A 23,781-nucleotide genomic window follows, 5' to 3' on the forward strand; every position below is an offset into this window, starting at 1 on the left:
GGTTGAAAATGAAAAGATAGATTATTCTAGGCGCTTTTACTATTTTTTTAAAAAAACAGAAATATTTTTAAAAGACGGGTTGCATAAATATTAATCTATAATTATAATGATTCAATATAAGGGAGGGAATGCAGTGAGAACAGCAGTTATCGGGGGCACGGGATATAGTGCTATCGAATTGATGAGGCTGATAGATAAACATCCTAAGCTTGAATTGGGGCCAGTCATTTCGAGTTCACGCGGAGGAACTGACATTAGCAGTGTATTTCCCCACACAGGAGAGTTGCTGGATGTTACGATGGAAAGCTTTGATGCGAAGAAAATAAGTGAGTCCGCAGATATCGCATTCTTGGCGGTTCCATCAGGAATCAGCAAATCACTCGTTCCCCAATTAATCGAAAATGGAACTAAATGTATCGACTTATCTGGGGATTTAAGGTTAAAGTCCCCGGAACAGTACGAGGAATGGTATAAACACATCCCGGCAGATCCGGAAGTGATTGCCGAAGCTGTATATGGATTAACCGAGCTATATTCCGAAGAAATCAAAAATGCCCGAATTGTAGCGAATCCGGGCTGTTATCCAACCGCTTCCCTGCTGGGCCTGCTGCCTGTTATAAAGACAGGGTTCGCAGATACGGGTTCAATAATTATTGATGCAAAATCAGGCGTCTCAGGTGCCGGGCGCGGTGCCTCGCTTGGAACTCATTTCTCTGAGGTCAATGAGAATATGAGAGCTTACAAATTAGGCACTCATCAGCATATCCCGGAAATTGAGCAAATTCTATCCGAGCAATCTGGAAGGGAAATTAAAGTTACGTTTACCGCCCATTTAGCACCGATGACCAGGGGAATTATGGCAACGATTTATGTGAATTTATCACAAGCTATTTCTACAAAAGAAATCATTGGACTTTACCGTGAATTTTATAAAAACAATCCCTTTGTCCGAATCAGGGATGAAGGAAGCTTGCCGGCAACAAAAGAAGTTTATGGCAGCAACTTTTGCGATATCGGTCTTTTCTCTGATAAAAGGACCGGGCGGCTTACGATTGTTTCTGTCATTGATAATTTGATGAAGGGTGCAGCCGGTCAGGCAATCCAAAATGCGAATTTAATGAATGGCTGGGATATCCGGACGGGTCTATACGATATCCCTCAATATCCATAATACAGCAATACAGCGGTGACTATCCTGCGGAGAAAATTGATTGAAGATTCGTTTAATACCAGTTGATAAGCCTTCGAGGAAATAATAGATCCGGAGAGTCATCAAAAGCAGTTCTTGCCGACCCTGCGAGAAAAAGTAAATCCGTAGAGTCGTCAACAGCAGTTCTTAACGGCCTTAGTGGCAAAATTTATTGTACAGTCGTCCTGAATAAAGGACAGGAGAACAAGTGAGGGAGGAATAATACGTGCAGGCAATGTCGGGAGAAAAGATCAACCAGGAGGAAAGGGACATTTTTATATTGCCCAAGGGCTTTAAAGCCGGGGGAATGCATTGCGGCTTGAAAAGAAAGAAGGAAGACCTTGGTTATATCGCCTCCGATATCCCGGCAACAGCTGCTGGCGTGTATACGGTGAATAGCTTTCAAGCTGCGCCGCTTGTTGTAACTCAAAAGAGCCTGGAGGTTGAGGGGAAAATCCAGGCGTTGCTCGTTAACTCCGGTAACGCAAATGCCTGTACCGGCAAACAGGGGATAGAGGATGCTTATGAAATGCAGAGCCAATTTGCAAAGAAACTTGGCATCCATGACCATCTGGTCGCAGTAACCTCTACAGGTGTAATTGGTGAACTGCTTCGGATGGAATGCATACGGAATGGAATTGATAAGATACTTAATCCGGAAAATCAAGGCCCGGTAAATTTCCAAAAGGCTATTTTAACAACGGACACATGTATAAAGAGTGCGTTTGCTCAAGTTGAGGTGGACGGAAGACTTATAACCATTTCAGGAGCAGCGAAGGGTTCGGGAATGATTCATCCGAATATGGCCACCATGCTTGCTTTTATTACAACGGATGCAAATATTGAACAGCCAGCCTTGCTCTCGGCATTAAAGGAATCAACCAACCAAACCTTTAACATGATTACAGTTGATGGTGATTCAAGCACGAATGATATGGTGCTTGCCCTTGCAAATGGGTTAGCCGGGAACGAGGTGCTGAACGAAAGCCACCCGGACTGGCAGGAATTTAGTTCGGCATTCAAGACCGTTTGTGAAGGACTAGCAAAACAAATCGCCAGGGACGGAGAAGGAGCGACAAAACTCATTGAGGTCCGGGTTTCCGGTGCACAGAGTTTAGAGGCAGCGAGAGCAGTTGGGAAAGCTGTGATTTCTTCTAATCTAGTAAAAACTGCGATTTACGGGGAAGACGCCAATTGGGGAAGGATTGTAGCGGCAATCGGCTATAGCGGCATCCCTGTAATCCCTGAAGACGTGGAAGTAACCATCGGTCCGTTTTCTGTCTTTTCCAAGGGGCTTCCGCTCCCATTCTCAGAGGAAGAGGCAAAAGTTTACCTGTCGGGTGAAGAAGTTGTTATCTTTATTGACTTAAAACAGGGTGACGCGCATGCCTCCGCCTGGGGCTGCGATCTAACCTATGACTATATCAAAATTAATGCTTCGTACCGGACGTAATGCAGTAAATCCATCATGAGTGTATGCGAGTTCCGTAGGGGCAACGTGAAATTCTAGCCTTTGAATCTCTATTGGCGACATTTCGGTGCTCTAGAAATGAGAAAATGCAGCCAAGAATCTCTATTGGAAACATTTCAATGCTTTAGAATAGCCAAAATGTAGCCAAGAACCTTTATTGGAAGCATTTTAATACTTTTGAAGCAAGGAAATGTATCCAATGACTCTAATGATTATTCCAATCTATTAGGATGCGAAAATTAGGCAGGTGAAAAGAATGGAATACGTGGTGATAAAATGCGGCGGCAGCATCATGGAAAAAATGCCCCCGGCATTGTTTGAAAACATAGTGACACTTGCCAATTCAGGCCAATGGGCACCAATTATCGTCCATGGCGGCGGACCGTTGATTACCTCGATGCTTGAAAAGCTTAACATCGAAACCCGGTTTATCGGAGGTCTGAGGGTAACAACCAATGAGGTGCTTGATGTTGTTGAAATGGCATTAAGCGGGATTGCGAATAAGCAGATTGTTAGAAAAATAGCCCTTGCAGAAGGAAAGGCGATTGGGATCAGCGGTACTGATGGCGGTTTATTAACAGCAGAACCGGCCAGCACTTCAAGCTCGCTTGGATTTGTGGGAGATGTGGCCAATGTGAACACTTCGGTCATTGTACACCTAATCGAAGGCGGATATATCCCGGTCATTTCTCCAATCGGGGCCGACCTGCAGGGACAGCGATACAACATAAATGGTGACACCGCAGCGGCAGCGATAGCAGCAGCATTAGGCGGAAGGCTTTGTTTTATTAGTGATATTCCTGGGATTTTAATCGATAAAGGCGGTGAAAAGTCCAAATTGGATACCGCAACAAATAGGGACATAGATGAAATGATTGCTTCCGGCCAAATATGGGGCGGAATGATCCCGAAGGTCCGTTCAGCACTCCATGCTTTGTTAGCGGGTGTCGGGGAAACCGCAATCATCAGTGGTCTTGAACCTGGCAGCCTTCTTTCTTATTGCAGCGGAGGGAAAGCCGGTACGAAAATCGTTCTTGAAAAGGAGGCTGTCCATGGGAATCAATAGCGCGGCGTTAGAAGAATCGGCGATTTTGCAGACATACGGAAGGTTTCCGCTTGCCCTTGTAAAAGGGAAGGGAAGTAACGTCTGGGATACAGACGGAAATCAGTATCTCGATTTTACATCGGGTATAGCTGTCTGTAACCTGGGCCATGCCCCAGACTCTGTAAAAACAGCCCTTGAGCAGCAGCTAGAAAAGCTTTGGCATTGTTCAAATCTTTATCATATTCCGCCACAGGAGGAGCTAGCCTCCCTGCTTGTGAAAAATAGTTTTGGAGATTATGTGTTCTTTTGCAATAGTGGCGCTGAAGCAAATGAAGCTGCAATCAAGCTGGCAAGGAGATATGCCAGGAAAATAAGTGGCAGCAGCACGGCGGAAATCATTACCTTCAAACAATCCTTTCATGGAAGGACAATGGGGGCGATGGCTGCAACTGGCCAGGATAAAATTCATGATGGGTTCCACCCGCTTCTGGAAGGTTTCCGCTATCTGGAATACAATGACGGGTCAGCATTGCAGGAAATAGCCGCAAGCAATGCATGTGCTGTCCTCCTGGAGCTTGTACAGGGTGAGGGCGGGGTTGTCCCGGCAAATCTTGAATGGGTCAGGAAACTTGAGGAAATCTGCAAGGAAAAAGGAATCCTGCTTATCATAGACGAGGTCCAGACTGGAATAGGCCGTACTGGAACATTATTTGCATATGAGCAATATGGAATTAAACCAGACATCATGTCGCTTGCAAAAGGACTTGGTTCAGGGTTTCCAATCGGGGCTATGATTGCTACCCGTGAAGCAGCAAAAGGCTTTGAGCCAGGAAGCCATGGAAGCACATTCGGGGGCAATCCGCTCGCTGCAGTGGCAGGACTTGCTACTGTCACAACTATCCTGTCGGAAAATATCCTTGAAGATGCCAGCAAGCTGTCCGCTCTTTTGGATGATGGCCTCGCAAAGCTTCAGGAAAAGCACCCTTCCATTAAAAAGGTAAGGGGGATTGGTCTGTTAAAAGGCCTGGAGGTTAACGGAAGTGCTTTGGATATTGTCAAAGCAGCAATGGATGAGCATGTCCTGCTTTTGACAGCAGGTCCAAATGTTGTACGGATCCTCCCGCCCCTGACGGCAACAAACGAAGAAGCAACCAGCTTTCTTGGGGCTCTGGATAAAGTGTTAACCAATATGTATGAATAGATAAAGCTTTTTTGATGAAGGAGTGGTTTGTTTGGAAAAGGGATTTCTCATTCTGGAAACCGGCGACATCTTTGAAGGATTCCTAATAGGCAAATTCAAGGGTTCCAGCGGGGAAGTTGTTTTCAACACCGGGATGACCGGCTATCAGGAAATTATCTCGGACCCCTCATATGCAGGGCAAATTATCACGTTCTGCTATCCGGCAATTGGAAATTATGGAGTAAATGATCTTGATGATGAAAGTATCACGCCTTCACTGGCAGGTGTTATCATCAGTGACGCCTGTGAAACCCCAAGTCATTTTCAGTCTATCAGCGGGTTTTCGGAAAAACTTGAGCAAGCCGGTGTGCCAGGGCTTGCCGGTGTTGATACAAGGGCACTTGTCAAAAAAATCCGCGGGGTAGGAACTGTAAAAGGAGTCATATCCAACAGGAAGGCATCATGGGCGGAGCTGGAATGCAAACAAACTATTTCAGGCTGGGTTGAAAAGGTTTCTGTAAAACAGCAGCTGACTTATAAGAAAAACGGACCACACGTCGTCTTAATAGATTACGGTTTTAAAAAATCAATCCTGAACTTCCTACTCGGGCGAAATTGTACGGTCACAATCGTACCTTACAAAACGAAGCTAGAAGAGATAAAGCAATTATCACCAGATGCAGTTTTATTAAGCAATGGCCCTGGTGATCCAATGGAACTTAAAGAGCTTTTCCCAGAAATTAAAAAAATCGCCACCGCTTATCCAACACTGGGCATATGTCTCGGCCACCAGCTAATCGCTTTAGCATTCGGGGCAAAAACAGAGAAATTGCCATATGGGCACAGGGGGGCGAATCACCCGGTTAAAGAGCTTTCCACTGGAAAAGTAAAAATCACGTCACAAAATCATGGCTACGTGGTCGTCGATGGTACGGTTGACCAAAATGAATTTGAGGTTACGTACCGGAATGTGAATGACCAATCAATCGAAGGTTTGCAGCATCTAAAGTTTTCAATTGCGACTGTCCAATTCCATCCGGAGGCTCATCCTGGACCACGTGATACCCTTCATATTCTTGAAGACTTTGTCGGCAGCCTGAAAAGTATGGGGGAAACCCGTTATGCCATTTCATAGCCATTTAAGAAAGGTCATGGTGATTGGGTCGGGTCCAATCGTCATCGGCCAGGCAGCTGAATTTGATTATGCCGGCACCCAGGCGTGCATAGCCCTTAAGGAAGAGGGAATCGAAGTTGTTCTTGTCAATAATAACCCGGCAACAATTATGACAGATCAAACAGTCGCAGACAAAGTATATATTGAACCGCTAACCGTGGAAACACTTGAACAAATCATCCAAAAAGAAAAACCGGATGGAATCATAGGTACCCTTGGCGGACAGACAGGATTGAATCTTGCTGTTCAACTCTATGAGCAGGGAATTCTACAGAAATACAATGTGGAATTACTGGGGACATCAGTAGAATCAATCAAGAACGGGGAAGACCGCGAACGATTCCGGAGCCTTATGCTTTCAATCGGTGAGCCCGTTCCGGAATCAGAAATCATCCATAGTGTGGATGAAGGAATTGCGTTTGCGAAAAAGATTGGACTTCCAGTGATTATCCGCCCTGCTTATACATTGGGAGGGGACGGCGGGGGATTTGCCGAGACGGAAGATGAACTTGAAGGTGTCCTGAAAAAAGGTCTTGCCGCAAGTCCGATCAACCAGGTGCTCGTTGAACGAAGCATTAAAGGCTGGAAGGAAATTGAGTACGAAGTGATGCGCGATGCCAACGATACGTGCATTATTGTATGCAACATGGAAAACTTTGATCCCGTCGGGGTCCATACCGGTGATTCAATCGTTGTCGCTCCTTCACAGACATTGAACGATGTGCAATATCAGCTATTAAGGGACGCTTCGATTAAAGTCATCCGCGAGCTCGGTGTAATTGGAGGCTGTAATATTCAATTTGCCCTCCATCCAAAGTCCAATGATTATTTCATCATCGAGGTGAATCCAAGGGTCAGCAGGTCTTCAGCTTTGGCGTCGAAAGCGACCGGGTATCCAATTGCCAGGATTGCGGCCAAGTGCTCGGTAGGCTATCACCTTGATGAAATCCTTAACCCGATTACCGGGAATACGTTTGCCTCCTTTGAGCCAGCAATTGATTACCTGGTTGTAAAACTGCCGCGTTTTCCGTTTGATAAATTCCCTGAAGCGGATCGAACCCTAGGCACGCAAATGAAGGCAACAGGTGAAGTGATGGCGATAGACCGGAGCTTTGAGGGTGCACTGAATAAGGCAATCCGTTCACTGGAAATAAAGGCATGGGGTTTAAAGACAGGGATGTTTGCTAATCTGGCGCAGGCCGAGCTTGAACAGCTTATCATAACACCTAATGACATGCGGCTTTTTGCTATATCAGAAGCCTTGCATCGGGGAGTGACTGTGGAAACGATTCATGGTCTGACGCAGATTGATTTATGGTTTCTGCACAAACTCGAGGCAATTGTCGAAGTGGAAAAAGAGCTTTCGTTCTTTAAATGGGATACAATCTCAGCCAGGCTCTTAAAAGAGGCTAAACGAATCAATCTATCCGACAGATTTATTGCCGCCACTTTTGGAATTGCAGAAACAGAAGTGAGGAAAAAGTGGAAAGAACTCGGTATCTCACCAGGTTATAAGATGGTTGATACTTGCTCCGCTGAATTTGACGCGGTAACTCCTTACTATTATTCAACTTGGGCTGGAGGCGACGAGGCTGGAGTAGGAGAAGGGAAGAAAGTGGCCGTCATAGGTTCCGGCCCAATCCGAATCGGGCAGGGCATTGAATTCGATTATTGTTCGGTTCATGCTGCCTTGGCTTTAAAAAAACAAGGATATAAAGCGATTGTCATCAATAATAATCCTGAAACAGTCAGCACCGACTATTCTGTTGCTGATCGCCTATATTTTGAGCCTCTTGCTTTTGAAGACATCATGAATGTGATTGAAAAAGAAGCAGTTGAAGGAGTTATGCTCCAATTTGGAGGCCAAACAGCGATCAATCTTGCCAAGGATTTAGAGGCAGCCGGGATCAACATTCTTGGAACTGATGTCACCAGTATCGATCGTCTAGAAGATCGCGATGAATTCTACAAACTGCTTAAGGAGCTCAATATCCCTCACATTGATGGGAAAATAGCCAGTCATGTCAGGGACGCCCTTCAAGCGGCTGAGGGAATAGGCTACCCGGTTCTTGTCCGGCCTTCATATGTAATCGGAGGGCAGTCAATGTTCACTTTTTACCGTGAAGAAGATCTGGAAAGTTATTTGGCGACCCTTGATGAAACGGATTCACAAATGTGGCCGCTTCTCGTTGATCGGTTCCTTCCGGGCATGGAATGTGAAATGGATATCATTTCAGACGGCCAATCGATCTTAGTTCCGGGAATTTTTGAACATCTTGAAAAAGCAGGTGTGCATTCTGGCGATAGCCTTTCAGTTTTCCCGCCTATAGCTATCGATTCGGTATTGAAACAGACTATGGTTGAGTATGCAACGCAAATAGCCAAATCACTTCCGGTCGTTGGGATCATGAATATCCAATTCGTCATCCATGAGGGTACAGTCTTTGTGCTTGAAGTCAATCCAAGGGCATCAAGAACCGTGCCGATAATCAGTAAAGTAACTGGAATACCTTTGATTGAATGGGCAGCTCAGGTTCAGCTGGGACTGCCATTATCCGAGATTCATTCCGAGTGTGGCCTGCTTGACGAACCGCCATATTTTACGGTAAAAGCCCCTGTCTTCTCAAATGGTAAGCTAAAAGGAGTCGACCCGGTACTTGGGCCGGAAATGAAGTCAACTGGTGAGGCATTGGGGCTCGGACTAACCTTTTCCGAGGCATTATCCAAGGCGTTCAAACATGGAGGACGTTCTATCGATATGGAAGGGAAAACAGTTCTTTGCTCAGTGCCGGATCGAGATAAAGGAGAAATCCTTTATGCGATGCGGGATCTCTGCGAAAAAGGTGCGGCCATTTTGGCCACCGAAGGTACTGCGCAGTTTCTGAATGAAAATGGGGTTCACGCAAATTCGTTTTCCTCGGATGTTACTAGCCTTGAACAATTTTTCCGGGAAGGAAAGATAGATATGGTTGTCAATATTCCGACACAGGGACGCAGGCCGGGGACATTCGGCTTTATATTAAGGCAGCTTGCAGTTCGCTATAACCTTCCTTGTTTTACACATATTGATACGTTGGTCTCGTTCATCAAATTAAAACAGGAAGCTTCAGGTGCTGCTGTCCGAACAATTCAGGACCTCCATGTTTTAAAGGATGAAATAATCGCCAACTAACTGCTAGGAGGGGTTTCACACATGATAAAAGCAATAGGGCAAGGTAAAGCCATCGTGCCCACTTTAAAAGGAAGACACTTTTTGAAGCTTGCCGATTTTACAACTGAAGAGATTTACTGGCTTCTTGAAACGGCAGTTCAATTGAAAAAATCCCAAAAACAAGGGAAGCCGCAGCCTTATTTAAATGGAAAAGTACTTGGGATGATTTTTGAAAAATCGTCCACCCGGACAAGAGTGTCCTTCGAAGTCGGGATGCTCCAGCTTGGCGGCCATGCAATTTTCCTAAGCACAAAAGATATCCAGCTTGGCCGCGGTGAAACGATTGCCGATACTGCAAAGGTATTGTCCAGGTATGTAGACGGAATTATGATCAGGACGTTTGGCGATGAACGCATAGAAGAATTTGCCTCCGCTTCCACCGTTCCTGTCATTAATGGGTTAACAACCCTGCATCATCCAGCCCAGGTGCTGGCTGACCTCCTTACAATTCTAGAGCATAAAGGGAAATTGAAAGGGCTCAAGCTTTGTTATGTAGGAGATGGAAATAACAATATGGCTCATTCACTTCTTGAAGGGGCAGTTAAGGTAGGCATGAATGTCAGCATCGCAAGCCCTAAAGGATATGAGCCCAATCAGGCAATAGTGTCCCAGGCAAAAAAGGATGCTAAGGGGACTGGCAGCAGTATCATCTTAACAAATGACCCATCTGAAGCAATTAGCGGTGCAGATGTTGTTGTCACAGATGTTTGGGCCAGTATGGGAATGGAAGGCGAGGCGGAAGAAAGGCTTGCCGCGTTTTCCTCCTTCCAGGTGAATGAAGAGCTCTGTTCATTAGCCAAAAACGATTTTTTGTTCCTGCACTGCTTGCCGGCACATCGTGGTGAGGAAGTAAGCGCGGGTATCATTGACGGTCCGCATTCGGTTGTGTTTGATGAAGCCGAGAACAGGCTTCATGCCCAGAAAGCGATCCTGAAAGCGTTGATGGAAGATTAAACCCGTCTTACTTTAGGTCCCTTATTTAAGATGAGCTTATTATTTTAGCTTTGATTTCCGCTCCAATTAAATTAAGATTTTTTAGTTCACCTTATAAAAGCGTCTTTTGTTCAATAATTTTTGGACTACGCATATCTTCAGCTTCAATAGTGAGGATTACTTTTGAAGCAGTAAATATATCGGTCATGTTCACAAATATATCGGTCACTATTTCGATTTTATCGACTGGTTTCACAAATATATCGTACAGTTTCACGATTTTATCACCCGTGTTCACAAATATATCGGAAAAGTTCACAATTTTAGACTCGACCGAGAAAGCAGCCCAATCTAAAAAATGAGGTGGATTCATGTCTAAGGGGAAAATTGTACTCGCCTATTCCGGCGGGCTTGATACATCAGTTTCAGTAAAGTGGATTCAAGAAAAATATGGCTACGACGTCATCGCTCTCGGCCTGGATGTCGGAGAGGGCAAGGATCTCGAAGCAATCCGCACGAAAGCGTTAAATGTAGGCGCCATTAAAGCGTATATGGTAGATGCAAAAGAACTTCTGGCAAAGGAATACATTGTTCCGGCCCTAAAGGCCAATTGCCTATATGAAGGGAAATACCCACTGTCTTCAGCGCTATCCCGACCGCTTATTTCAAAGCTTCTTGTCGAGGTGGCAGAAAAGGAAGGCGCGGTTGCGGTTGCCCATGGCTGTACTGGAAAAGGCAATGACCAGGTCCGTTTCGAGGTTTCTATCCAGGCGCTAAATCCAAACCTGAAGGTTATTGCTCCTGTACGCGAGTGGGGGATGACAAGGGATGAGGAAATCAAGTATGCCGAAGAAAACGGTATTCCAATTCCGGTTGACCTCGATAATCCATTCTCAATAGATGCAAATATTTGGGGGCGCGCCTGTGAAGCAGGAGTGCTTGAGGATCCGTGGGCAGAAGCGCCTGAAGCCGCCTTTGATTGGACGAATCCAATTGAACTGGCTCCGGATGCACCTGAATACGTCGAAATTGATTTTGTAAAAGGTGTGCCGACTGGCTTAAATGGGGAGAATCTCCCGTTGGTTGAGCTGATTGAAAAGCTTAATGAACTTGGCGGCAAGCATGGTATCGGCAGGATTGACCATATCGAAAACCGTCTCGTTGGGATCAAATCCCGTGAGGTTTACGAAAACCCGGCCGCTCTCATTTTAATCCAGGCACATAAAGAGCTGGAATTTTTAACACTGCCTCGTGAGGTTACCCAATTTAAAACACAGGTAGACCAGCAGATGGCCAAAATTGTTTATGAGGGCCTCTGGTACTCACCTCTTAAAGCTGCCTTGGATGCTTTTGTTGACCAGACACAGGAAGTCGTAACGGGAACCATCCGTGTAAAGCTTCATAAGGGTACACATATGACAGTCGGACGCAAATCACCGCACAGCCTTTATAATGAACAGCTTGCGACTTACTCGAAGGGAGATGCCTTTGACCACCTCGCTGCTGAAGGCTTTATTAAAATATGGGGCCTCCCAACTAAGGTGTTTTCGGAAGTAAACAGCAAGCAAAGTGTATTTAAATAGTGATAGTTTAATAGGTTTCTAGCAGTTCGGAAGCTGGTTGACCTTCGTAAGCTGTTGCGAGTGATTCGAAACCCGCTTTCGAACTCGATTAATTTAGGGCTTCCCCCCAAAAAAACATCTGGGAAGTCTTTTCGTTTAGAGGAGGGAAGACAATGTCTAAGCTATGGGGCGGCCGTTTTACAAAAGAAACGAACAGGCTGGTAGAAGAATTCACGGCCTCGATATCATTTGACCAAAAACTAGTCATGGAGGATATCGAAGGAAGCCTGGCGCATGCCAGAATGCTTGGTGAATGCGGGATTATCCCGATTGAGGATGTTGAAAAAATAATAGCAGGGCTCGAGCATATTAAGCAAATGGCCATAAACAATGAAATTGAGTTTCTTGTAGAAGATGAAGATATTCATATGAATATTGAGAAGAAGCTGATTGAACTGATTGGACCGGTTGGCGGCAAGCTACATACTGGTAGGAGTCGAAATGACCAGGTCGCAACCGATATGCATCTTTATCTTCGAAATAAGACGGAACATATTATTGGATTGGTATCAAGTGTCCAGGCAGCTATCATCGAAAAAGCTAATGAGCATATCCATACGCTCATCCCAGGCTACACCCATCTCCAGCGGGCGCAGCCAGTCTCCTTTGCACATCATTTGATGACGTATTTCTGGATGTTTGAAAGAGATAAACAAAGGCTGCAGGACAGCCTGAAACGAGTAAATTGGCTGCCGCTTGGCGCAGGCGCATTGGCAGGGACAACTTTCCCAATCGACCGCGAGAGAACAGCCGAACTACTTGGTTTTGATACGATTTACCCTAATAGCATGGATGCAGTCAGTGACAGGGACTTTATTCTTGAATTCCTGTCAATTGGTTCAATTATCATGACGCATATTTCCCGTATGGCGGAGGAATTCATTACCTGGTCAAGCCAAGAATTCAGATTCATAGATCTAGATGATTCGTTTTGTACAGGTTCAAGCATTATGCCACAAAAAAAGAACCCTGATGTTCCAGAGCTCCTACGCGGTAAGACGGGCAGAGTATATGGTAATCTGATTGGCCTGCTTACTGTTTTAAAAGGCTTGCCATTGGCTTATAACAAAGATTTACAGGAAGACAAGGAAGGTATGTTTGATACAGTGGAAACGCTGGAAGGTTCGTTAAAGCTGCTTGCCCCAATGATTGAGACGATGACAGTGAACCAGGATGTAATGAGGAAGGCTCTTAACGAAGATTTCTCAAATGCAACGGATATTGCTGATTACCTTGTAACGAAAGGATTGCCATTTCGTCAGGCTCATGAGGTTATCGGAAAAATAGTGCTTTATTGCATTCAAAATAAAAAATATCTGTTAGACCTTAGCATTGAAGAATATATGGAATTTAACGAGTTGTTTCATAGTGATATTTATAAAATCCTAACGCCCGAGCACGTTGCTGGTGCAAGGAACAGCTACGGGGGGACTTCCCCGGCGCAGGTTGCCAAACAAATTGCCCTTGCTAAAAGCTATCTTTCCTAATAAACCTAAGGCTGTCGATTCAGAATAACCTTGAATGAGGCAGCCTTGGTTATTTCATTATTATTCATATCTGTAACATTACTTGTTTTTGCAGCTATTGAATAGGAGGACGAGGCTGGGAGCAGATAACCTATACTGCCCATCTTTGTTTCACCGCCACCTATCATGCCATCCATATTTTCATGAAGTAATTCAGTTTTCTCAATCAATGGCTTGCCATTCACGGTAAGTTTTTCGATAGGATTAAATTTCACGGGAAATGGGTTCTGGTTAACGAGTTCAACGTCTATTTTGATAAAAATAAGTTCTCCATTTGGTGGGTCATCGTGTTTACGCAAAGGTTTGAATTCCATTAGCTTTACATCTTTAACAATAAATTCAAGGCCACTGAGTAAGAAAAGATCATAAACAGGTGAAGCAGCAAGCATTGTCAGCATTCCTTTACCTCCTGTCACCGAGTCTCCGGGCTTTTGTAGTTTTTCAAAAGGCGGATAAACGGCCTGTTTTTCCTCAGAATCTACCGTTACCTGTGCCGATGGCGAAACATCCTCAACTTTCTGACCGTCATACCCGGGATATCCCCCATAAAAACCACTTAAGATACATACGACAATCAACATGAAGAAAGTTTTCTTCAATTACAGTCCTCCTCTGGAGTATCTTTTTCCCAAAAAAAGTTGCCGCAGCTTATCGTATTCTTCTATTCTATCTTACCCCCTCAATATGAACGCATCTTTAACGCAGCCTTAAGTTTTCGTAAATAGGAAAACGAATTCATCTCACTTGTCTTATAAGAAAGAATAGTGAATAATTACTATAATGTTTTCCATGAAAAGGGAGGTTTTTAGATGAAACTAAGAGTTTCTGCAGTTCAGTACCACCTGCATACAATCTCTTCTTTTGAAGAATTTGCAGCTCAGTGCGAGCATTATATAAAAACCGCTGAGGAATTCGGAGCGGAATTCGTGCTGTTCCCTGAATTCTTTACGACCCAGCTGTTGTCGATTGGGGATGGCAAGGGCAAAGCCCTGACCATTAACGACCTGCCGGGCTTTACAGAACAATATCGTGAATTATTCACCTCGTTTGCTAAGAAGACTGGCATGCACATTATCGGTGGTACTCATGTTATCGAAAAAGGGGGCAAGCTGTACAATACGGCTCACTTGTTTTATCCGGACGGCAGGATTGGCGAGCAGGCAAAGCTGCATATTACACCGACCGAAGTCCACGAATGGAACATGGCCAAGGGAGACAGCTTCCAAATTTTCGAGACGGAAAAGGGCAAGATAGCGATTCTGACCTGCTATGATATCGAGTTTCCGGAGATCGTTCGGATGGCAAAGGCAAAGGGAGCCGATGTGATTTTCTGCCCATCATGTACCGATGACAGGCATGGCTTCCACCGTGTCCGTTACACAAGCCATGCGCGCGCGATTGAAAACCAGGTGTATGTAGTCCTGACAGGTACGGTGGGGGCATTGCCGACAGTTGATTTTATGCGGCTGAACTTTGGCCAGGCTGCTGTCATTACTCCTAACGATATTCCTTTCCCGCCAAAGGGTATACAGGTTGAAGGGGAAATAAATGGCGATATGATCGTGACAGCAGATCTTGATCTTCAGCTTTTATATGAGGTTCGCAAAGGCGGCTCAGTGACAACATGGAGAGATCGTAGAAGCGATCTGTACGTAGATTGGGAAGAATTAGAATCCAAGGGGTGATCACATGTACAAAAGCGAATTCTTTGTCTACCAGAATGATAAACCAATTTCTGTTTGCATCAGGAATTATACAGAAGAGGATTTTGAAGGACTAATTGATATCCAGTCCGAATGCTTCCCCCCGCCATTTCCTCAAGAGCTCTGGTGGAACAAGGAGCAGCTTTCCAACCATGTTGAACTTTTTCCTGAAGGAGCCCTTTGCATAGAGGTGGATGGTGTCCTTGCCGGGTCGTTGACAGGCCTTCGCGTCAATTTTGATCCGGCGCAGCCAGACCATACATGGGAGGAGATCACCGATGGCGGTTATATCCGAAATCATCAGCCGGATGGAAACTCCCTTTATATTGTTGATATTAGCGTCCGGCCACAGCACCGGAAGCTTGGACTTGGCAAATTGATGATGCAGGCTATGTACCATGTCGTCATTGAAATAGGTGCTGACCGTCTCCTCGGAGGAGCACGGATGCCGGGCTATCACAAGGTGTCCTCCGAGTTGGAGCCAGCAAAGTACCTAGAAGCAGTGATGGCCGGAGAACTAAATGATCCGGTGGTTTCGTTCTTGTTGAGATGCGGGCGTGTGCCGGTTGCATTGGTGGAAAATTATTTGGAGGACGAAGAATCTCATAACTACGCCGTCCTCATGGAATGGAAAAATCCTTTTAAAAATGAAGGAGTGCCAGGGAATGGAATATAAACGCATAACAAGTATTGATGACCCGAATTTCAGGAAAATGCACACACTGATGGGGCAAATCTTCCCGCCGGAAGAGGTGCTCGAATACGAACTGTGGAGGGAACCACTTGAAGATCCGGGCATCCGGGTTTTTGTTGCTCTTGATGGTGACCAGGTTGTTGGTGCAACCGAGTACCGTTATTATCAGGACTGGAATATCGCGATGACGGACTTCACAATCATTGGCCTGCAGGGAATGGGGATTGGCCGCTTTCTTGCCGTAAACCGGATGAAGGATTTGAATGCACTTGCCTCCCAAAACGGTAAGGAGCTTTACGGAATGTTTGCTGAGATTTATGATCCTTACAGAGTTGAGGAGTATGAGTTTGGCGGTATTAAGGTGATGGATCCCTATGTCCGCAGGGAGGTTCTTTCCCATCTCGGTTATAAACGAATTGACATTGAGTATGTACATCCATCCTGGGAAAATAACGGAGAAGCAGTTACAGGGCTTGATTTGGGCTTTATGCCGTCTGATGACAGCCAGGGCGAAATCGAAGCAAGTCTTGTTGCGGATTTCCTAACCACTTACTATACGGTTCTGCAGAATAAACCTCAAGAGTGGATCAGTATGATTGAAGGACTCAGGAAGCAAGATGAAGTTGCATTGCTCCCACTCTAAAAATGAAGCCCCGCTAGTATGAGCTTACGGGGCTTTTCTCTTTGTATGTTGATTCTGCTCCAACTAACTTTTTACCATATCAATTATCTAACAACAACTAATATTAGAATATCAGTTCAGTAGCCAGCTCTACAAGGATGTTCCGAAACGCAAATACTGACTCGATTTCAACATATTCCTCGTCTCCATGCCAGTTTGCTCCAGACGGGCCAAATTCAATTGCAGGAATTCCATGTTTGGCAAAATATACAGTGTCGGCACTTCCGTGTTGGCCAAAGTATACAGTTTCACGGCCCGGATGCCTTTTTATAACCCGATCTAAATGATTTAGGAATGGATGTTTTGGGTCTGTGTTAATAGGGTCGGCCTGCCATCCTGAAACCACACTAATTTCAGGGCTTATCCCTTTAATTTGTTCGAGGATTTCTTCCGGGTTCTGCCCGGGTAAGTATCGTATGTCGAGTCCGATTGTACATTCGTCCGGTACGACATTATAGGCATCGCCAGCGGCCACTTTTGCAAGATTAATAGAAGGATGCATATAGTATTCGCTGCTTTCCTTTGCAAATCGGAGATCTTTGATTTGCTTGAAGATCTCATATGCTTGTTCAATCGCATTAATTCCTTCCCACGGCCTGCTTCCATGTGCTGATTTCCCAGGAACAGTAATGTCAGTACGAAGAATGCCTTTTGCCTGGATGGCAATCCGAAGCCCCGTTGGTTCGCCGCAAATAACAAAATCGCCTCTGTATCCAGACTCTGAAAGGAATCCAGAGCAATTCTCACCGCCAGTTTCTTCATCCGATACAATTTGCAGCTGTACTTTGATTCCTAGTTTATACTGCTTTAGTTCAACAATGGCAGCCATCATTGCAGCGACACCTGCCTTCATATCGGCTGAACCTCTTCCATATAATTTGCCGTTGCTTTCGTAAGGAAAGAATTGGCCGTGCTTACCTGCAACAATATCAACATGACCGTTAAGAACTAGTGTGAATTCGCCGGAACCTACTTCAGTAACCAGCATTTTTCGCCCGTTATTTTCAAGAAAGTTTACTTCCATACCGTGAGATTTAAGCCAATTTCCGCAAAATTCCACAGCTTCATTTGCACCAGGAATAGTTGAACTGTCTATTGAAATTAATGTTTTTAATAAGTTAAGAACCATCAGTTTCACCTCTGTTATAACCATACCATCCATTTTAGCACGGAAACTTTATTGAAGAATGAATTCGAAAATATTTGTATGGAATAAAGCATTGTTGATAAATTACTAAGTTATCCAAAGAGATTTCCACAAGAAAAGTATAGTTTTTCGAAGTACTCCACAGGCTTATCCACATTATCCACAGTTCTATCCCCAGATGTTATGCACAATCCACAGAAATAAATCCAAATAAATTTAAAACGTATTCATAAAATAGGCGCAGCTCCAATAAGAAGCTGCGCTTTTAAAATTATTTCCGCCTGCTTTTTGCCCTTTGATCGGCAGCTTTTGATCTTGCCATTGCTTCAAGATCGTCATGATCGGCAAGGTCACGGTCAAATTCCACATCAAGTCCATCACTGATCTTTAAATTCTTCGGAGTTTGCGGCAGAGAAGCAGAATTTTTATCGCGATTCCTATGTCCACGTGAACGTGCCAAAAGCAAAAACCCCTTTCGGAAATAAAAGTCGGAGGAGTACCCCCATGGTCTTATCGTTTCCGTCCGGGACTTCTACATGAGTGGAAATTTTCCACAAGCACGCTTTAGCAATTGTTGATAGCTCCTTTAGTCTTGCTTGTTTACGTCTAGCTCCACAAGGTAAGCTTCTCCGAAAATGCATCGCACGAAATTACGCGATAGCGTAATGAGGAGCGCCTACGCGTGCGCAAACTTCAGGTCTCCTCCCTTCGATAAGTCATGCACGAATGCGCTATCGCTCTTCGTGATTCCTTTATCTCAGTCGAAACCCCTCCATTTTGTACGGCGATAACCAAGGCGCTTACGCTTTTGTTTTTACCTTCTTCTTCCTGGCGGATCAAAACCCGCTGCTCTATCAGCGGCTTTAAATTCTCTTTGGTACAGGACTTCCTGGGTACTCGTCAATGTTTTTCGATTCTTATCTTTTTTAGGTTTTTCCATTTTGGTCCCTTCCTTCTTGAAAAGTAAACTGCTACTTCCAGCCTTTCCTATATGGAAGCCATTGATTCAACCTGCAAAGATATTTCTTAATTAAGTATTGACCGGGGGCAAAAAGCAGCCGGTGTTCATTCTTTAACCTAAAATCGTCAAATAAAACATTTGTGCTAAGCAATGCTAGGATATCCCGCTAATAAAGCCGAATATGAGATTACGGAGTACCGGTTGACGCAAAGTGTCATATGGTTAATCAGTGTGAGATGGAAAAGGATTTTGCTTACTGAAAAGATCCTCCAGCGCCTCTTTTAATTGTGGAAAACGGAACTGGTAGCCCGCCTCAGCAAGGACTACTGGCATGACCCTTTGCCCTTTAAGTACAAGTATGCTCATTTCGCCGAGCAAAAGCTTCAACGCAAAGGAAGGAACCGGGAGCCAATGAGGTCTGCAAAGCACTTGGCCGATTGTTTGGCCAAATTCTTTCATGGTTGTCGGGTTGGGAGAAGTGAAATTTACGGCGCCACTGATACTGTTATTCTTAATTATAAAAAGGATGGCACCGACTGCGTCTTCCCTGTGAATCCAGGATACCCATTGCCTTCCGGAGCCAACCGTTCCGCCCCCGAAGAGTTTATAAGGAAGAACCATTTGGGGGAGGGCGCTTTCTTCCCGGTCCAGAATGATTCCAAATCTGCAAAAAACGGTCCTGATTCCAAGCTTTTCAGCTTTGGAGCCGGCAACTTCCCATTGTTTAACGAGACTTGCCAGAAAATCTTGGCCCAGACTACTTTCCTCAGTAAACAGTTTCTCCTCGGAAGTGCCATACACGCCGACTGCGCTTGCAGAAATATAGGCATAGGGCTTTTTAGAAAGCTTGGAGAGGATGCGGATAGCTTCATTTGTGGCATCCAGCCGGCTTTTTAAAAGCTTTTCCTTCTGCACAGTTGTCCAGCGTCCGCTATTTAAGGATTCCCCAGCCAAGTTAATGAAAACGTCGATTCCTTCAAGATAGCGTTCAGGCTCGCTTTCCTCAGCCATCCATTGAACATAGGTAAGGTTTGTCTTGGAACTTGAGGCCTTTTTCCTTGTTAAAATAACTATTTCATGCCCGTCGGATAGCAATGTGTCAACTAATGCGCTGCCCAGAAATCCTGTTCCGCCCGCAATTGCCAGTTTCAATAGAATTCCCCCTCTACAAACCGTTTGTTTCTATTTTACATTTTTGGAGTATGAATGGCATAGTAAAGGTGTGGTAAAGTGAAATAGAGGTGAGGACATGCCAACCATAACCAAAATTACCACCCAGAAAAGAGATACAGGGCGTTACAATATTTATATGGATTTCGGCAAAGGGGAAGAATATGCCTTTAGTGCGGATGAGTCTGTCATTGTCAATTTCCGTCTCAAGAAAGGGATGGAACTGGATGAGTTTTTACTGGCTGAAGTCGGTTATCATGACGAAATTCGTAAGGCATATAATAACGCGATTAACTATCTGGCGCATAAGATGAGGACAGAAAAGGAAATTTACAGCTACTTGAAGGAAAAAAAGCTTGAAGATGCTGCAATCAGCGAAGTCATAATCAGGCTTAAGGAACAGGGTTACCTGAATGACGCGGAATATGCGGATGCTTATGTAAGGACCCAAATCAGCACCACCAATAAAGGAACCTATGTTGTAAAAATGGAACTAAAAGAGCGCGGGGTAGATGAGGCTTTAATTGCCGATGCAATGGAGCAATTTACCCAGGAGCAGCAATTTGAAAAAGCAAAACTACTTGCTGAAAAGTATGCGAGGAAATATTCTTCTGAATCCGAAAGAGTCTTGAAGCAAAAGCTTGATGCCATGCTCAGAAGAAAGGGATATCAAACCGATGCCATCCAATTTGCTTTGAGTGAAGCTGATTTTGGCAGGGAAGAAGATGATGAGCTTGAGGCAATCAGAGTCCAGGGGGAAAAAGCGCACCGAAAATACGGGAAGTTGACAGGGTACGCATATCAGCAAAAAATGAAAGAAACTCTTTTTCGAAAAGGTTTCCCAATAGACTTAATCGAACGTTACCTTGAATCAAGGCAAGAAGAATGAAAAATCATGACACGTTTGTCATGATTTTTTACTCTCTAGTATGATTTCGTCGTTTCCAAGATTGGTAACAATATATTCAGCAACCTCGCGAGGCGCCCTGAATCGTGAAGGATCTGCAACATGTGTACTGTTTGACCAGAACGGAGTATCCATACCACCCATATAAGCTGCGGTAAACCGTATCTTCTGGCCTTCATACTCCTTTTGCAGGCTCTCGGTAAATCCCCTTACTGCAAACTTGGAGGCAGCGTAAACAGATTCATTCACCTTGCCCCGAAGGCCTGCGGTAGAAATAATATTGATTATGTGGCCTTCTCCGGCTCTCTCCAGATAGGGCAGTATCGCTTTTGTCATAAATATGGTCCCAGATATATTCGTTTGGAGCATTTCGATAATGTCGCTATCCTTCATCTGTGTAAATGGCCCGAAATGGCCAATGCCTGCATTGTTAATAAGACCGTAAACTTGCTTATCCTTGAGTATGTTTGCAAGTCTATTTGGGATTGCGGATGTTTCTTTTACATCGATGGCCAGTGTTTCTGCTGTCCCGCCAAGGGCTTCAATTTCCTTTTTTGCCTCCTGAAGCCGCACATCAGACCTTCCAGCGAGGATTAACCTAAACCCCTTTTTAGCAAAAAGCAATGCAAGCTCACGTCCAAGCCCGGACCCTGCACCTGTTACAATTAAAGTCTTCATAAGATACCTCCGTAATAAAGCAGTATTCTTTCTAATCTATCTTAAATTTACTATACTTAAGGTAGGAAAAATAACAAAGGTGGTTGCCCGAATGCAGCAGGAAAAGCGTTATAGCGAAATGACAGAATACGAATTAAAGCAAGAAATCGCCTTTTTAAAAGAAAAAGCAAGGAAAGCGGAACAGATGGGCATTGTGAACGAATTCGCTGTTCTTGAGAGAAAAGCTGTCATGGCAAAAGCTTATTTGCTCGATCCGGCGAACTTTGCGCCGGGTGAAATTTATGCAATTGAAGGCGACCCGGGTTCATATTTTAAAATTGATTATCTAAATGGTGTATTTGCCTGGGGATACCGTCTTAATGGCGATGGAAAAGAAGAAGCCCTGCCGATTTCAATGCTTATGAATAGATAAAATAGAATGCCTGGCATCCATTACAATACCAGGCAGACAGTGAAAAATGTGTTAAAAAGACTTAATCTCGTCTGGGTTCCTTTGAGAAGAAGCTTTCATTCGTTCCTGCGGATGAGTATTGATTGAACCATCTGCCCGCTTTGAGGCATACTCAGCTTTCGCACGAGGTTCCCCTTCGAGTTTGTCATCATTGTTGTATGGGAAGCCCTTTGCTTTGTTTCTCATTGTCCAGCCTCCATCCTTAATTAGTAATGCAGAACAAGTCTGCGTATCGTTAGTATTTACACATTAGTTGGCGATATGTTTTCACAATTCTCCCAAGAGAGGTGATTGTATATGAATGATTATCATGAAAGGCTGACCAATCTGCTCCTCGATAAAAATGATTTGCTTTCCTACGGCCAAGCCAGGACATGGGTAGAATTGCTATGGGATGATTTTGAGACTACCTATGCCAAAGCTGGCAGAGAATATCTGGGAAGCGAGATGACTGAAAAGGTTGTACGCCAATGGATTGAACATTACGGTGAAAACCTTCATGAGTTCGCAGCAAGAAACCCGAAATACAGCCAGTATCTAAATGAGGATAAAAATAGACTGCACTAACAAATTAAAAACGGCATCCAATTAAAAAAATTGGACTGCCGTTTCTTTTGTTTAATCTAGCTCCATAAGGAAAGCTTCCACGAAAGTGCATCGCACGAATTACGCGGTACCGTAATGAGGAGCGCCTACGCGTGCGAAAATTTCAGGCCTCCTCCCTACGATAAGCCACGCACAAATGCGCTATCGCTCTTCGTGATTCCTTTATCTCAGACGAAGTCCCTCCAGTTTGTAGAGCGATGACCACTAAGGAAAGCTCCCTTGAATAATCATCGCAGGGACAAGCGTTCTTTGCTTGTCACGAAGGCGCTTACGCTTTTTGTGTTAACCTGGAAGAATTTCGAGTTTCTTCCGAAGTTTTTCCTCGCTATAAATCCAGCCAGTGTATGAATTCTTAATGTTTAAATCTGGATCCAAGTGGACGACAGCTACAAATGGATAGTGCCCATTGCTGCGGTATCGCAAATCAATAAAGCGAACCTCATGGTATTCATCGAATTCCTTTACTTCCCATCGATAAACAGGGGAGAAGGATAAAAAGGCAGAGATATTGGAATCCTTTTTCGCCGCATGAATGATTGGTGTATCCGGAACCGGCACGCGCTTGAATTTATCAAGAATACGTACGGTTGCACCCTGGGCCCGACCTACAAAAAATTCCTGTTCGGTCATAACGGCAACACGCCAGTGATTGAATCTCATGGTGGGTGCGACAACAATTTGCGTAGCAGTAGGGAACATGATTCTGACTGCCTGCACAACCTCCCGCTTCGCTGAAAACCGCAGGAAGTAATAGAAAATCATAATCGCGTACACTACAACAAAGGTATAACCCGGATGTACTCCCATAATCCAGACTGCCAGACCGGCGACATGGATACCGAAGATGAACGGGTCAAATGTGTTGATAACACCAAGAGCAACCCATTTGGGAGAAAACGGACGAAGTGCCTGGGTGCCGTAAGCATTAAATATATCCACGAACACATGCAAGAATACAGCGAGCTGTGTCCATAGCCACAAATGCAGCAGATTGGCGTCAGGATTAAATAAATACACTGCGCCTGTAATAAGGAGTGGCCATAAAAAGACTGCGGGTACGGAGTGGGTGATACCCCTATGATTGCGTATATAGACTGCGTTATTTCTTAATTTAAGTACTGTATCAATATCGGGAATTTGTGAGCCGACAATGGTGCCGACCATAACGCTGGTTGCTGTCGCAGTATGCCCGGCAACAGCTGGATCAAGCGTGGCCAAAGCGCCAAGGCCTAGCCCCATAACAACATGTGTACCAGTATCCAAGGTGCCGGTTCCTCCTTTTAATGAGTTTCCCCGCCGAAATTGCTTGCCAGTTTCCATCGTATGTTTTACCGTAGAAGATGGTGTTAACGGGTACTCCGTTTTAAATAATTACTTTACCACATTTTTAGAGGGAAGTAATACATCTAAAAATTATAGAATTTACTGTGG

General features: G+C 44.6%; 24 protein-coding genes. 15 read left to right on the forward strand and 9 right to left on the reverse strand.

Annotated features, from left to right (window positions below; all coding sequences use genetic code 11):
• Positions 1 to 133: 133 nt before the first annotated feature.
• From argC to argF, 7 genes are all read left to right on the forward strand, one after another.
• Positions 134 to 1,171 carry an N-acetyl-gamma-glutamyl-phosphate reductase gene (gene argC, locus TY16_RS06010; protein WP_231505568.1) on the forward strand — a complete coding sequence of 346 codons (1,038 nt, stop codon included), beginning with the start codon at positions 134 to 136 and terminating at the stop codon, positions 1,169 to 1,171.
• 253 nt (positions 1,172 to 1,424) lie between these two features.
• Positions 1,425 to 2,642 (forward strand): bifunctional ornithine acetyltransferase/N-acetylglutamate synthase, encoded by a 1,218-nt coding sequence (gene argJ, locus TY16_RS06015; protein ID WP_043934542.1) that lies wholly within the window; start codon positions 1,425 to 1,427, stop codon positions 2,640 to 2,642.
• Between the two features lie 274 nt (positions 2,643 to 2,916).
• Positions 2,917 to 3,726 (forward strand): acetylglutamate kinase, encoded by an 810-nt coding sequence (gene argB / locus TY16_RS06020; RefSeq protein ID WP_043930902.1) that lies wholly within the window; start codon positions 2,917 to 2,919, stop codon positions 3,724 to 3,726.
• On the forward strand, positions 3,713 to 4,906 hold the full coding sequence (locus TY16_RS06025; protein ID WP_043930904.1) for an acetylornithine transaminase: 1,194 nt from the start codon (positions 3,713 to 3,715) through the stop codon (positions 4,904 to 4,906). Before argB ends, TY16_RS06025 begins: the two co-directional genes overlap by 14 nt.
• Before the next feature lie 31 nt (positions 4,907 to 4,937).
• On the forward strand, positions 4,938 to 6,020 hold the full coding sequence (locus TY16_RS06030; RefSeq protein WP_043930905.1) for a carbamoyl phosphate synthase small subunit: 1,083 nt from the start codon (positions 4,938 to 4,940) through the stop codon (positions 6,018 to 6,020).
• Positions 6,007 to 9,231 (forward strand): carbamoyl-phosphate synthase (glutamine-hydrolyzing) large subunit, encoded by a 3,225-nt coding sequence (gene carB / locus TY16_RS06035; RefSeq protein WP_043930906.1) that lies wholly within the window; start codon positions 6,007 to 6,009, stop codon positions 9,229 to 9,231. Before TY16_RS06030 ends, carB begins: the two co-directional genes overlap by 14 nt.
• A gap of 21 nt (positions 9,232 to 9,252) precedes the next feature.
• Positions 9,253 to 10,224: an ornithine carbamoyltransferase gene (argF, locus tag TY16_RS06040; protein WP_081772899.1), complete on the forward strand. Its 972-nt coding sequence runs from the start codon at positions 9,253 to 9,255 to the stop codon at positions 10,222 to 10,224.
• Positions 10,225 to 10,315: 91 nt separating this feature from the next.
• Here argF and TY16_RS26080 read toward each other — a convergent pair whose 3' ends face one another.
• Positions 10,316 to 10,480, reverse strand: a complete 165-nt coding sequence (locus tag TY16_RS26080) for a hypothetical protein (RefSeq protein WP_155922158.1) — start codon at positions 10,478 to 10,480, stop codon at positions 10,316 to 10,318.
• Between the two features lie 94 nt (positions 10,481 to 10,574).
• Between TY16_RS26080 and TY16_RS06050 the strand changes: the two genes are divergently transcribed.
• Positions 10,575 to 11,786, forward strand: a complete 1,212-nt coding sequence (locus TY16_RS06050) for an argininosuccinate synthase (RefSeq protein WP_043930909.1) — start codon at positions 10,575 to 10,577, stop codon at positions 11,784 to 11,786.
• A gap of 152 nt (positions 11,787 to 11,938) precedes the next feature.
• Complete coding sequence (argH, locus tag TY16_RS06055; protein WP_043930910.1) at positions 11,939 to 13,312, forward strand: argininosuccinate lyase; 1,374 nt, start codon at positions 11,939 to 11,941, stop codon at positions 13,310 to 13,312.
• A gap of 5 nt (positions 13,313 to 13,317) precedes the next feature.
• Here argH and TY16_RS06060 read toward each other — a convergent pair whose 3' ends face one another.
• The gene (locus tag TY16_RS06060) at positions 13,318 to 13,950 is read right to left on the reverse strand and encodes a hypothetical protein (protein ID WP_043930911.1); all 633 of its coding nucleotides are present in this window, start codon (positions 13,948 to 13,950) and stop codon (positions 13,318 to 13,320) included.
• Between the two features lie 210 nt (positions 13,951 to 14,160).
• Here TY16_RS06060 and TY16_RS06065 point away from each other — a divergent pair, with 210 nt between their 5' ends.
• Genes TY16_RS06065 through TY16_RS06075 form a run of 3 tightly spaced genes read left to right on the forward strand, consistent with a single transcriptional unit; the run spans position 14,161 to position 16,391 of the window.
• On the forward strand, positions 14,161 to 15,036 hold the full coding sequence (locus TY16_RS06065; RefSeq protein ID WP_043930913.1) for a carbon-nitrogen hydrolase family protein: 876 nt from the start codon (positions 14,161 to 14,163) through the stop codon (positions 15,034 to 15,036).
• Between the two features lie 4 nt (positions 15,037 to 15,040).
• Positions 15,041 to 15,730, forward strand: a complete 690-nt coding sequence (locus TY16_RS06070) for a GNAT family N-acetyltransferase (RefSeq protein ID WP_043930914.1) — start codon at positions 15,041 to 15,043, stop codon at positions 15,728 to 15,730.
• Positions 15,720 to 16,391, forward strand: coding sequence for a hypothetical protein (locus tag TY16_RS06075; protein ID WP_043930915.1), 672 nt, complete (start codon positions 15,720 to 15,722; stop codon positions 16,389 to 16,391). Before TY16_RS06070 ends, TY16_RS06075 begins: the two co-directional genes overlap by 11 nt.
• A gap of 103 nt (positions 16,392 to 16,494) precedes the next feature.
• On the opposite strand, the gene TY16_RS06080 is transcribed toward TY16_RS06075, so the two are convergent.
• The 4 genes from TY16_RS06080 to TY16_RS06090 all read right to left on the reverse strand — a co-directional run bounded on the left by TY16_RS06080 (position 16,495) and on the right by TY16_RS06090 (position 19,690).
• Positions 16,495 to 17,559, reverse strand: a complete 1,065-nt coding sequence (locus TY16_RS06080; protein WP_043930917.1) for a M20 family metallopeptidase — start codon at positions 17,557 to 17,559, stop codon at positions 16,495 to 16,497.
• Between the two features lie 289 nt (positions 17,560 to 17,848).
• Positions 17,849 to 18,037 (reverse strand): YfhD family protein, encoded by a 189-nt coding sequence (locus TY16_RS06085; RefSeq protein ID WP_043930918.1) that lies wholly within the window; start codon positions 18,035 to 18,037, stop codon positions 17,849 to 17,851.
• Between the two features lie 354 nt (positions 18,038 to 18,391).
• On the reverse strand, positions 18,392 to 18,517 hold the full coding sequence (locus TY16_RS25575; protein ID WP_081772900.1) for a YfhE family protein: 126 nt from the start codon (positions 18,515 to 18,517) through the stop codon (positions 18,392 to 18,394).
• 243 nt (positions 18,518 to 18,760) lie between these two features.
• Positions 18,761 to 19,690, reverse strand: a complete 930-nt coding sequence (locus tag TY16_RS06090) for a TIGR01777 family oxidoreductase (protein WP_043930919.1) — start codon at positions 19,688 to 19,690, stop codon at positions 18,761 to 18,763.
• Between the two features lie 97 nt (positions 19,691 to 19,787).
• Between TY16_RS06090 and recX the strand changes: the two genes are divergently transcribed.
• Positions 19,788 to 20,597 carry a recombination regulator RecX gene (recX, locus tag TY16_RS06095; protein WP_043930920.1) on the forward strand — a complete coding sequence of 270 codons (810 nt, stop codon included), beginning with the start codon at positions 19,788 to 19,790 and terminating at the stop codon, positions 20,595 to 20,597.
• A gap of 18 nt (positions 20,598 to 20,615) precedes the next feature.
• Here recX and TY16_RS06100 read toward each other — a convergent pair whose 3' ends face one another.
• The gene (locus TY16_RS06100) at positions 20,616 to 21,293 is read right to left on the reverse strand and encodes an SDR family NAD(P)-dependent oxidoreductase (RefSeq protein WP_043930921.1); all 678 of its coding nucleotides are present in this window, start codon (positions 21,291 to 21,293) and stop codon (positions 20,616 to 20,618) included.
• Positions 21,294 to 21,384: 91 nt separating this feature from the next.
• Here TY16_RS06100 and TY16_RS06105 point away from each other — a divergent pair, with 91 nt between their 5' ends.
• Positions 21,385 to 21,705 (forward strand): YfhH family protein, encoded by a 321-nt coding sequence (locus TY16_RS06105; protein ID WP_043930922.1) that lies wholly within the window; start codon positions 21,385 to 21,387, stop codon positions 21,703 to 21,705.
• A 51-nt stretch (positions 21,706 to 21,756) separates the two neighbouring features.
• On the opposite strand, the gene TY16_RS06110 is transcribed toward TY16_RS06105, so the two are convergent.
• Positions 21,757 to 21,930, reverse strand: a complete 174-nt coding sequence (locus tag TY16_RS06110; RefSeq protein ID WP_043930923.1) for a small, acid-soluble spore protein K — start codon at positions 21,928 to 21,930, stop codon at positions 21,757 to 21,759.
• A 111-nt stretch (positions 21,931 to 22,041) separates the two neighbouring features.
• Here TY16_RS06110 and TY16_RS06115 point away from each other — a divergent pair, with 111 nt between their 5' ends.
• Positions 22,042 to 22,311, forward strand: coding sequence for a YfhJ family protein (locus TY16_RS06115; protein WP_043930924.1), 270 nt, complete (start codon positions 22,042 to 22,044; stop codon positions 22,309 to 22,311).
• Between the two features lie 321 nt (positions 22,312 to 22,632).
• On the opposite strand, the gene TY16_RS06120 is transcribed toward TY16_RS06115, so the two are convergent.
• Positions 22,633 to 23,613, reverse strand: coding sequence for a metal-dependent hydrolase (locus tag TY16_RS06120; protein ID WP_043930925.1), 981 nt, complete (start codon positions 23,611 to 23,613; stop codon positions 22,633 to 22,635).
• Positions 23,614 to 23,781: the final 168 nt, after the last annotated feature.

Origin of the sequence: Bacillus sp. EB01, assembly GCF_000613125.1 — a bacterium.
Taxonomy (GTDB): Bacteria; Bacillota; Bacilli; order Bacillales; family Cytobacillaceae; genus Bacillus_D.

What these genes read in the sequence shown, in the direction of transcription:
- argJ (WP_043934542.1), top strand. Translation starts at nt 1,425, where the DNA reads ATGTCGGGAGAAAAGATCAACCAGGAGGAAAGGGACATTTTTATATTG.
- argB (WP_043930902.1), top strand. Translation starts at nt 2,917, where the DNA reads ATGGAATACGTGGTGATAAAATGCGGCGGCAGCATCATGGAAAAAATG.
- TY16_RS06025 (WP_043930904.1), top strand. Translation starts at nt 3,713, where the DNA reads ATGGGAATCAATAGCGCGGCGTTAGAAGAATCGGCGATTTTGCAGACA.
- carB (WP_043930906.1), top strand. Translation starts at nt 6,007, where the DNA reads ATGCCATTTCATAGCCATTTAAGAAAGGTCATGGTGATTGGGTCGGGT.
- argF (WP_081772899.1), top strand. Translation starts at nt 9,253, where the DNA reads ATGATAAAAGCAATAGGGCAAGGTAAAGCCATCGTGCCCACTTTAAAA.
- TY16_RS06050 (WP_043930909.1), top strand. Translation starts at nt 10,575, where the DNA reads ATGTCTAAGGGGAAAATTGTACTCGCCTATTCCGGCGGGCTTGATACA.
- argH (WP_043930910.1), top strand. Translation starts at nt 11,939, where the DNA reads ATGTCTAAGCTATGGGGCGGCCGTTTTACAAAAGAAACGAACAGGCTG.
- TY16_RS06065 (WP_043930913.1), top strand. Translation starts at nt 14,161, where the DNA reads ATGAAACTAAGAGTTTCTGCAGTTCAGTACCACCTGCATACAATCTCT.
- TY16_RS06070 (WP_043930914.1), top strand. Translation starts at nt 15,041, where the DNA reads ATGTACAAAAGCGAATTCTTTGTCTACCAGAATGATAAACCAATTTCT.
- TY16_RS06075 (WP_043930915.1), top strand. Translation starts at nt 15,720, where the DNA reads ATGGAATATAAACGCATAACAAGTATTGATGACCCGAATTTCAGGAAA.
- TY16_RS06080 (WP_043930917.1), bottom strand. Translation starts at nt 17,559, where the DNA reads ATGGTTCTTAACTTATTAAAAACATTAATTTCAATAGACAGTTCAACT.
- TY16_RS25575 (WP_081772900.1), bottom strand. Translation starts at nt 18,517, where the DNA reads ATGGAAAAACCTAAAAAAGATAAGAATCGAAAAACATTGACGAGTACC.
- recX (WP_043930920.1), top strand. Translation starts at nt 19,788, where the DNA reads ATGCCAACCATAACCAAAATTACCACCCAGAAAAGAGATACAGGGCGT.
- TY16_RS06100 (WP_043930921.1), bottom strand. Translation starts at nt 21,293, where the DNA reads ATGAAGACTTTAATTGTAACAGGTGCAGGGTCCGGGCTTGGACGTGAG.
- TY16_RS06105 (WP_043930922.1), top strand. Translation starts at nt 21,385, where the DNA reads ATGCAGCAGGAAAAGCGTTATAGCGAAATGACAGAATACGAATTAAAG.
- TY16_RS06110 (WP_043930923.1), bottom strand. Translation starts at nt 21,930, where the DNA reads ATGAGAAACAAAGCAAAGGGCTTCCCATACAACAATGATGACAAACTC.
- TY16_RS06115 (WP_043930924.1), top strand. Translation starts at nt 22,042, where the DNA reads ATGAATGATTATCATGAAAGGCTGACCAATCTGCTCCTCGATAAAAAT.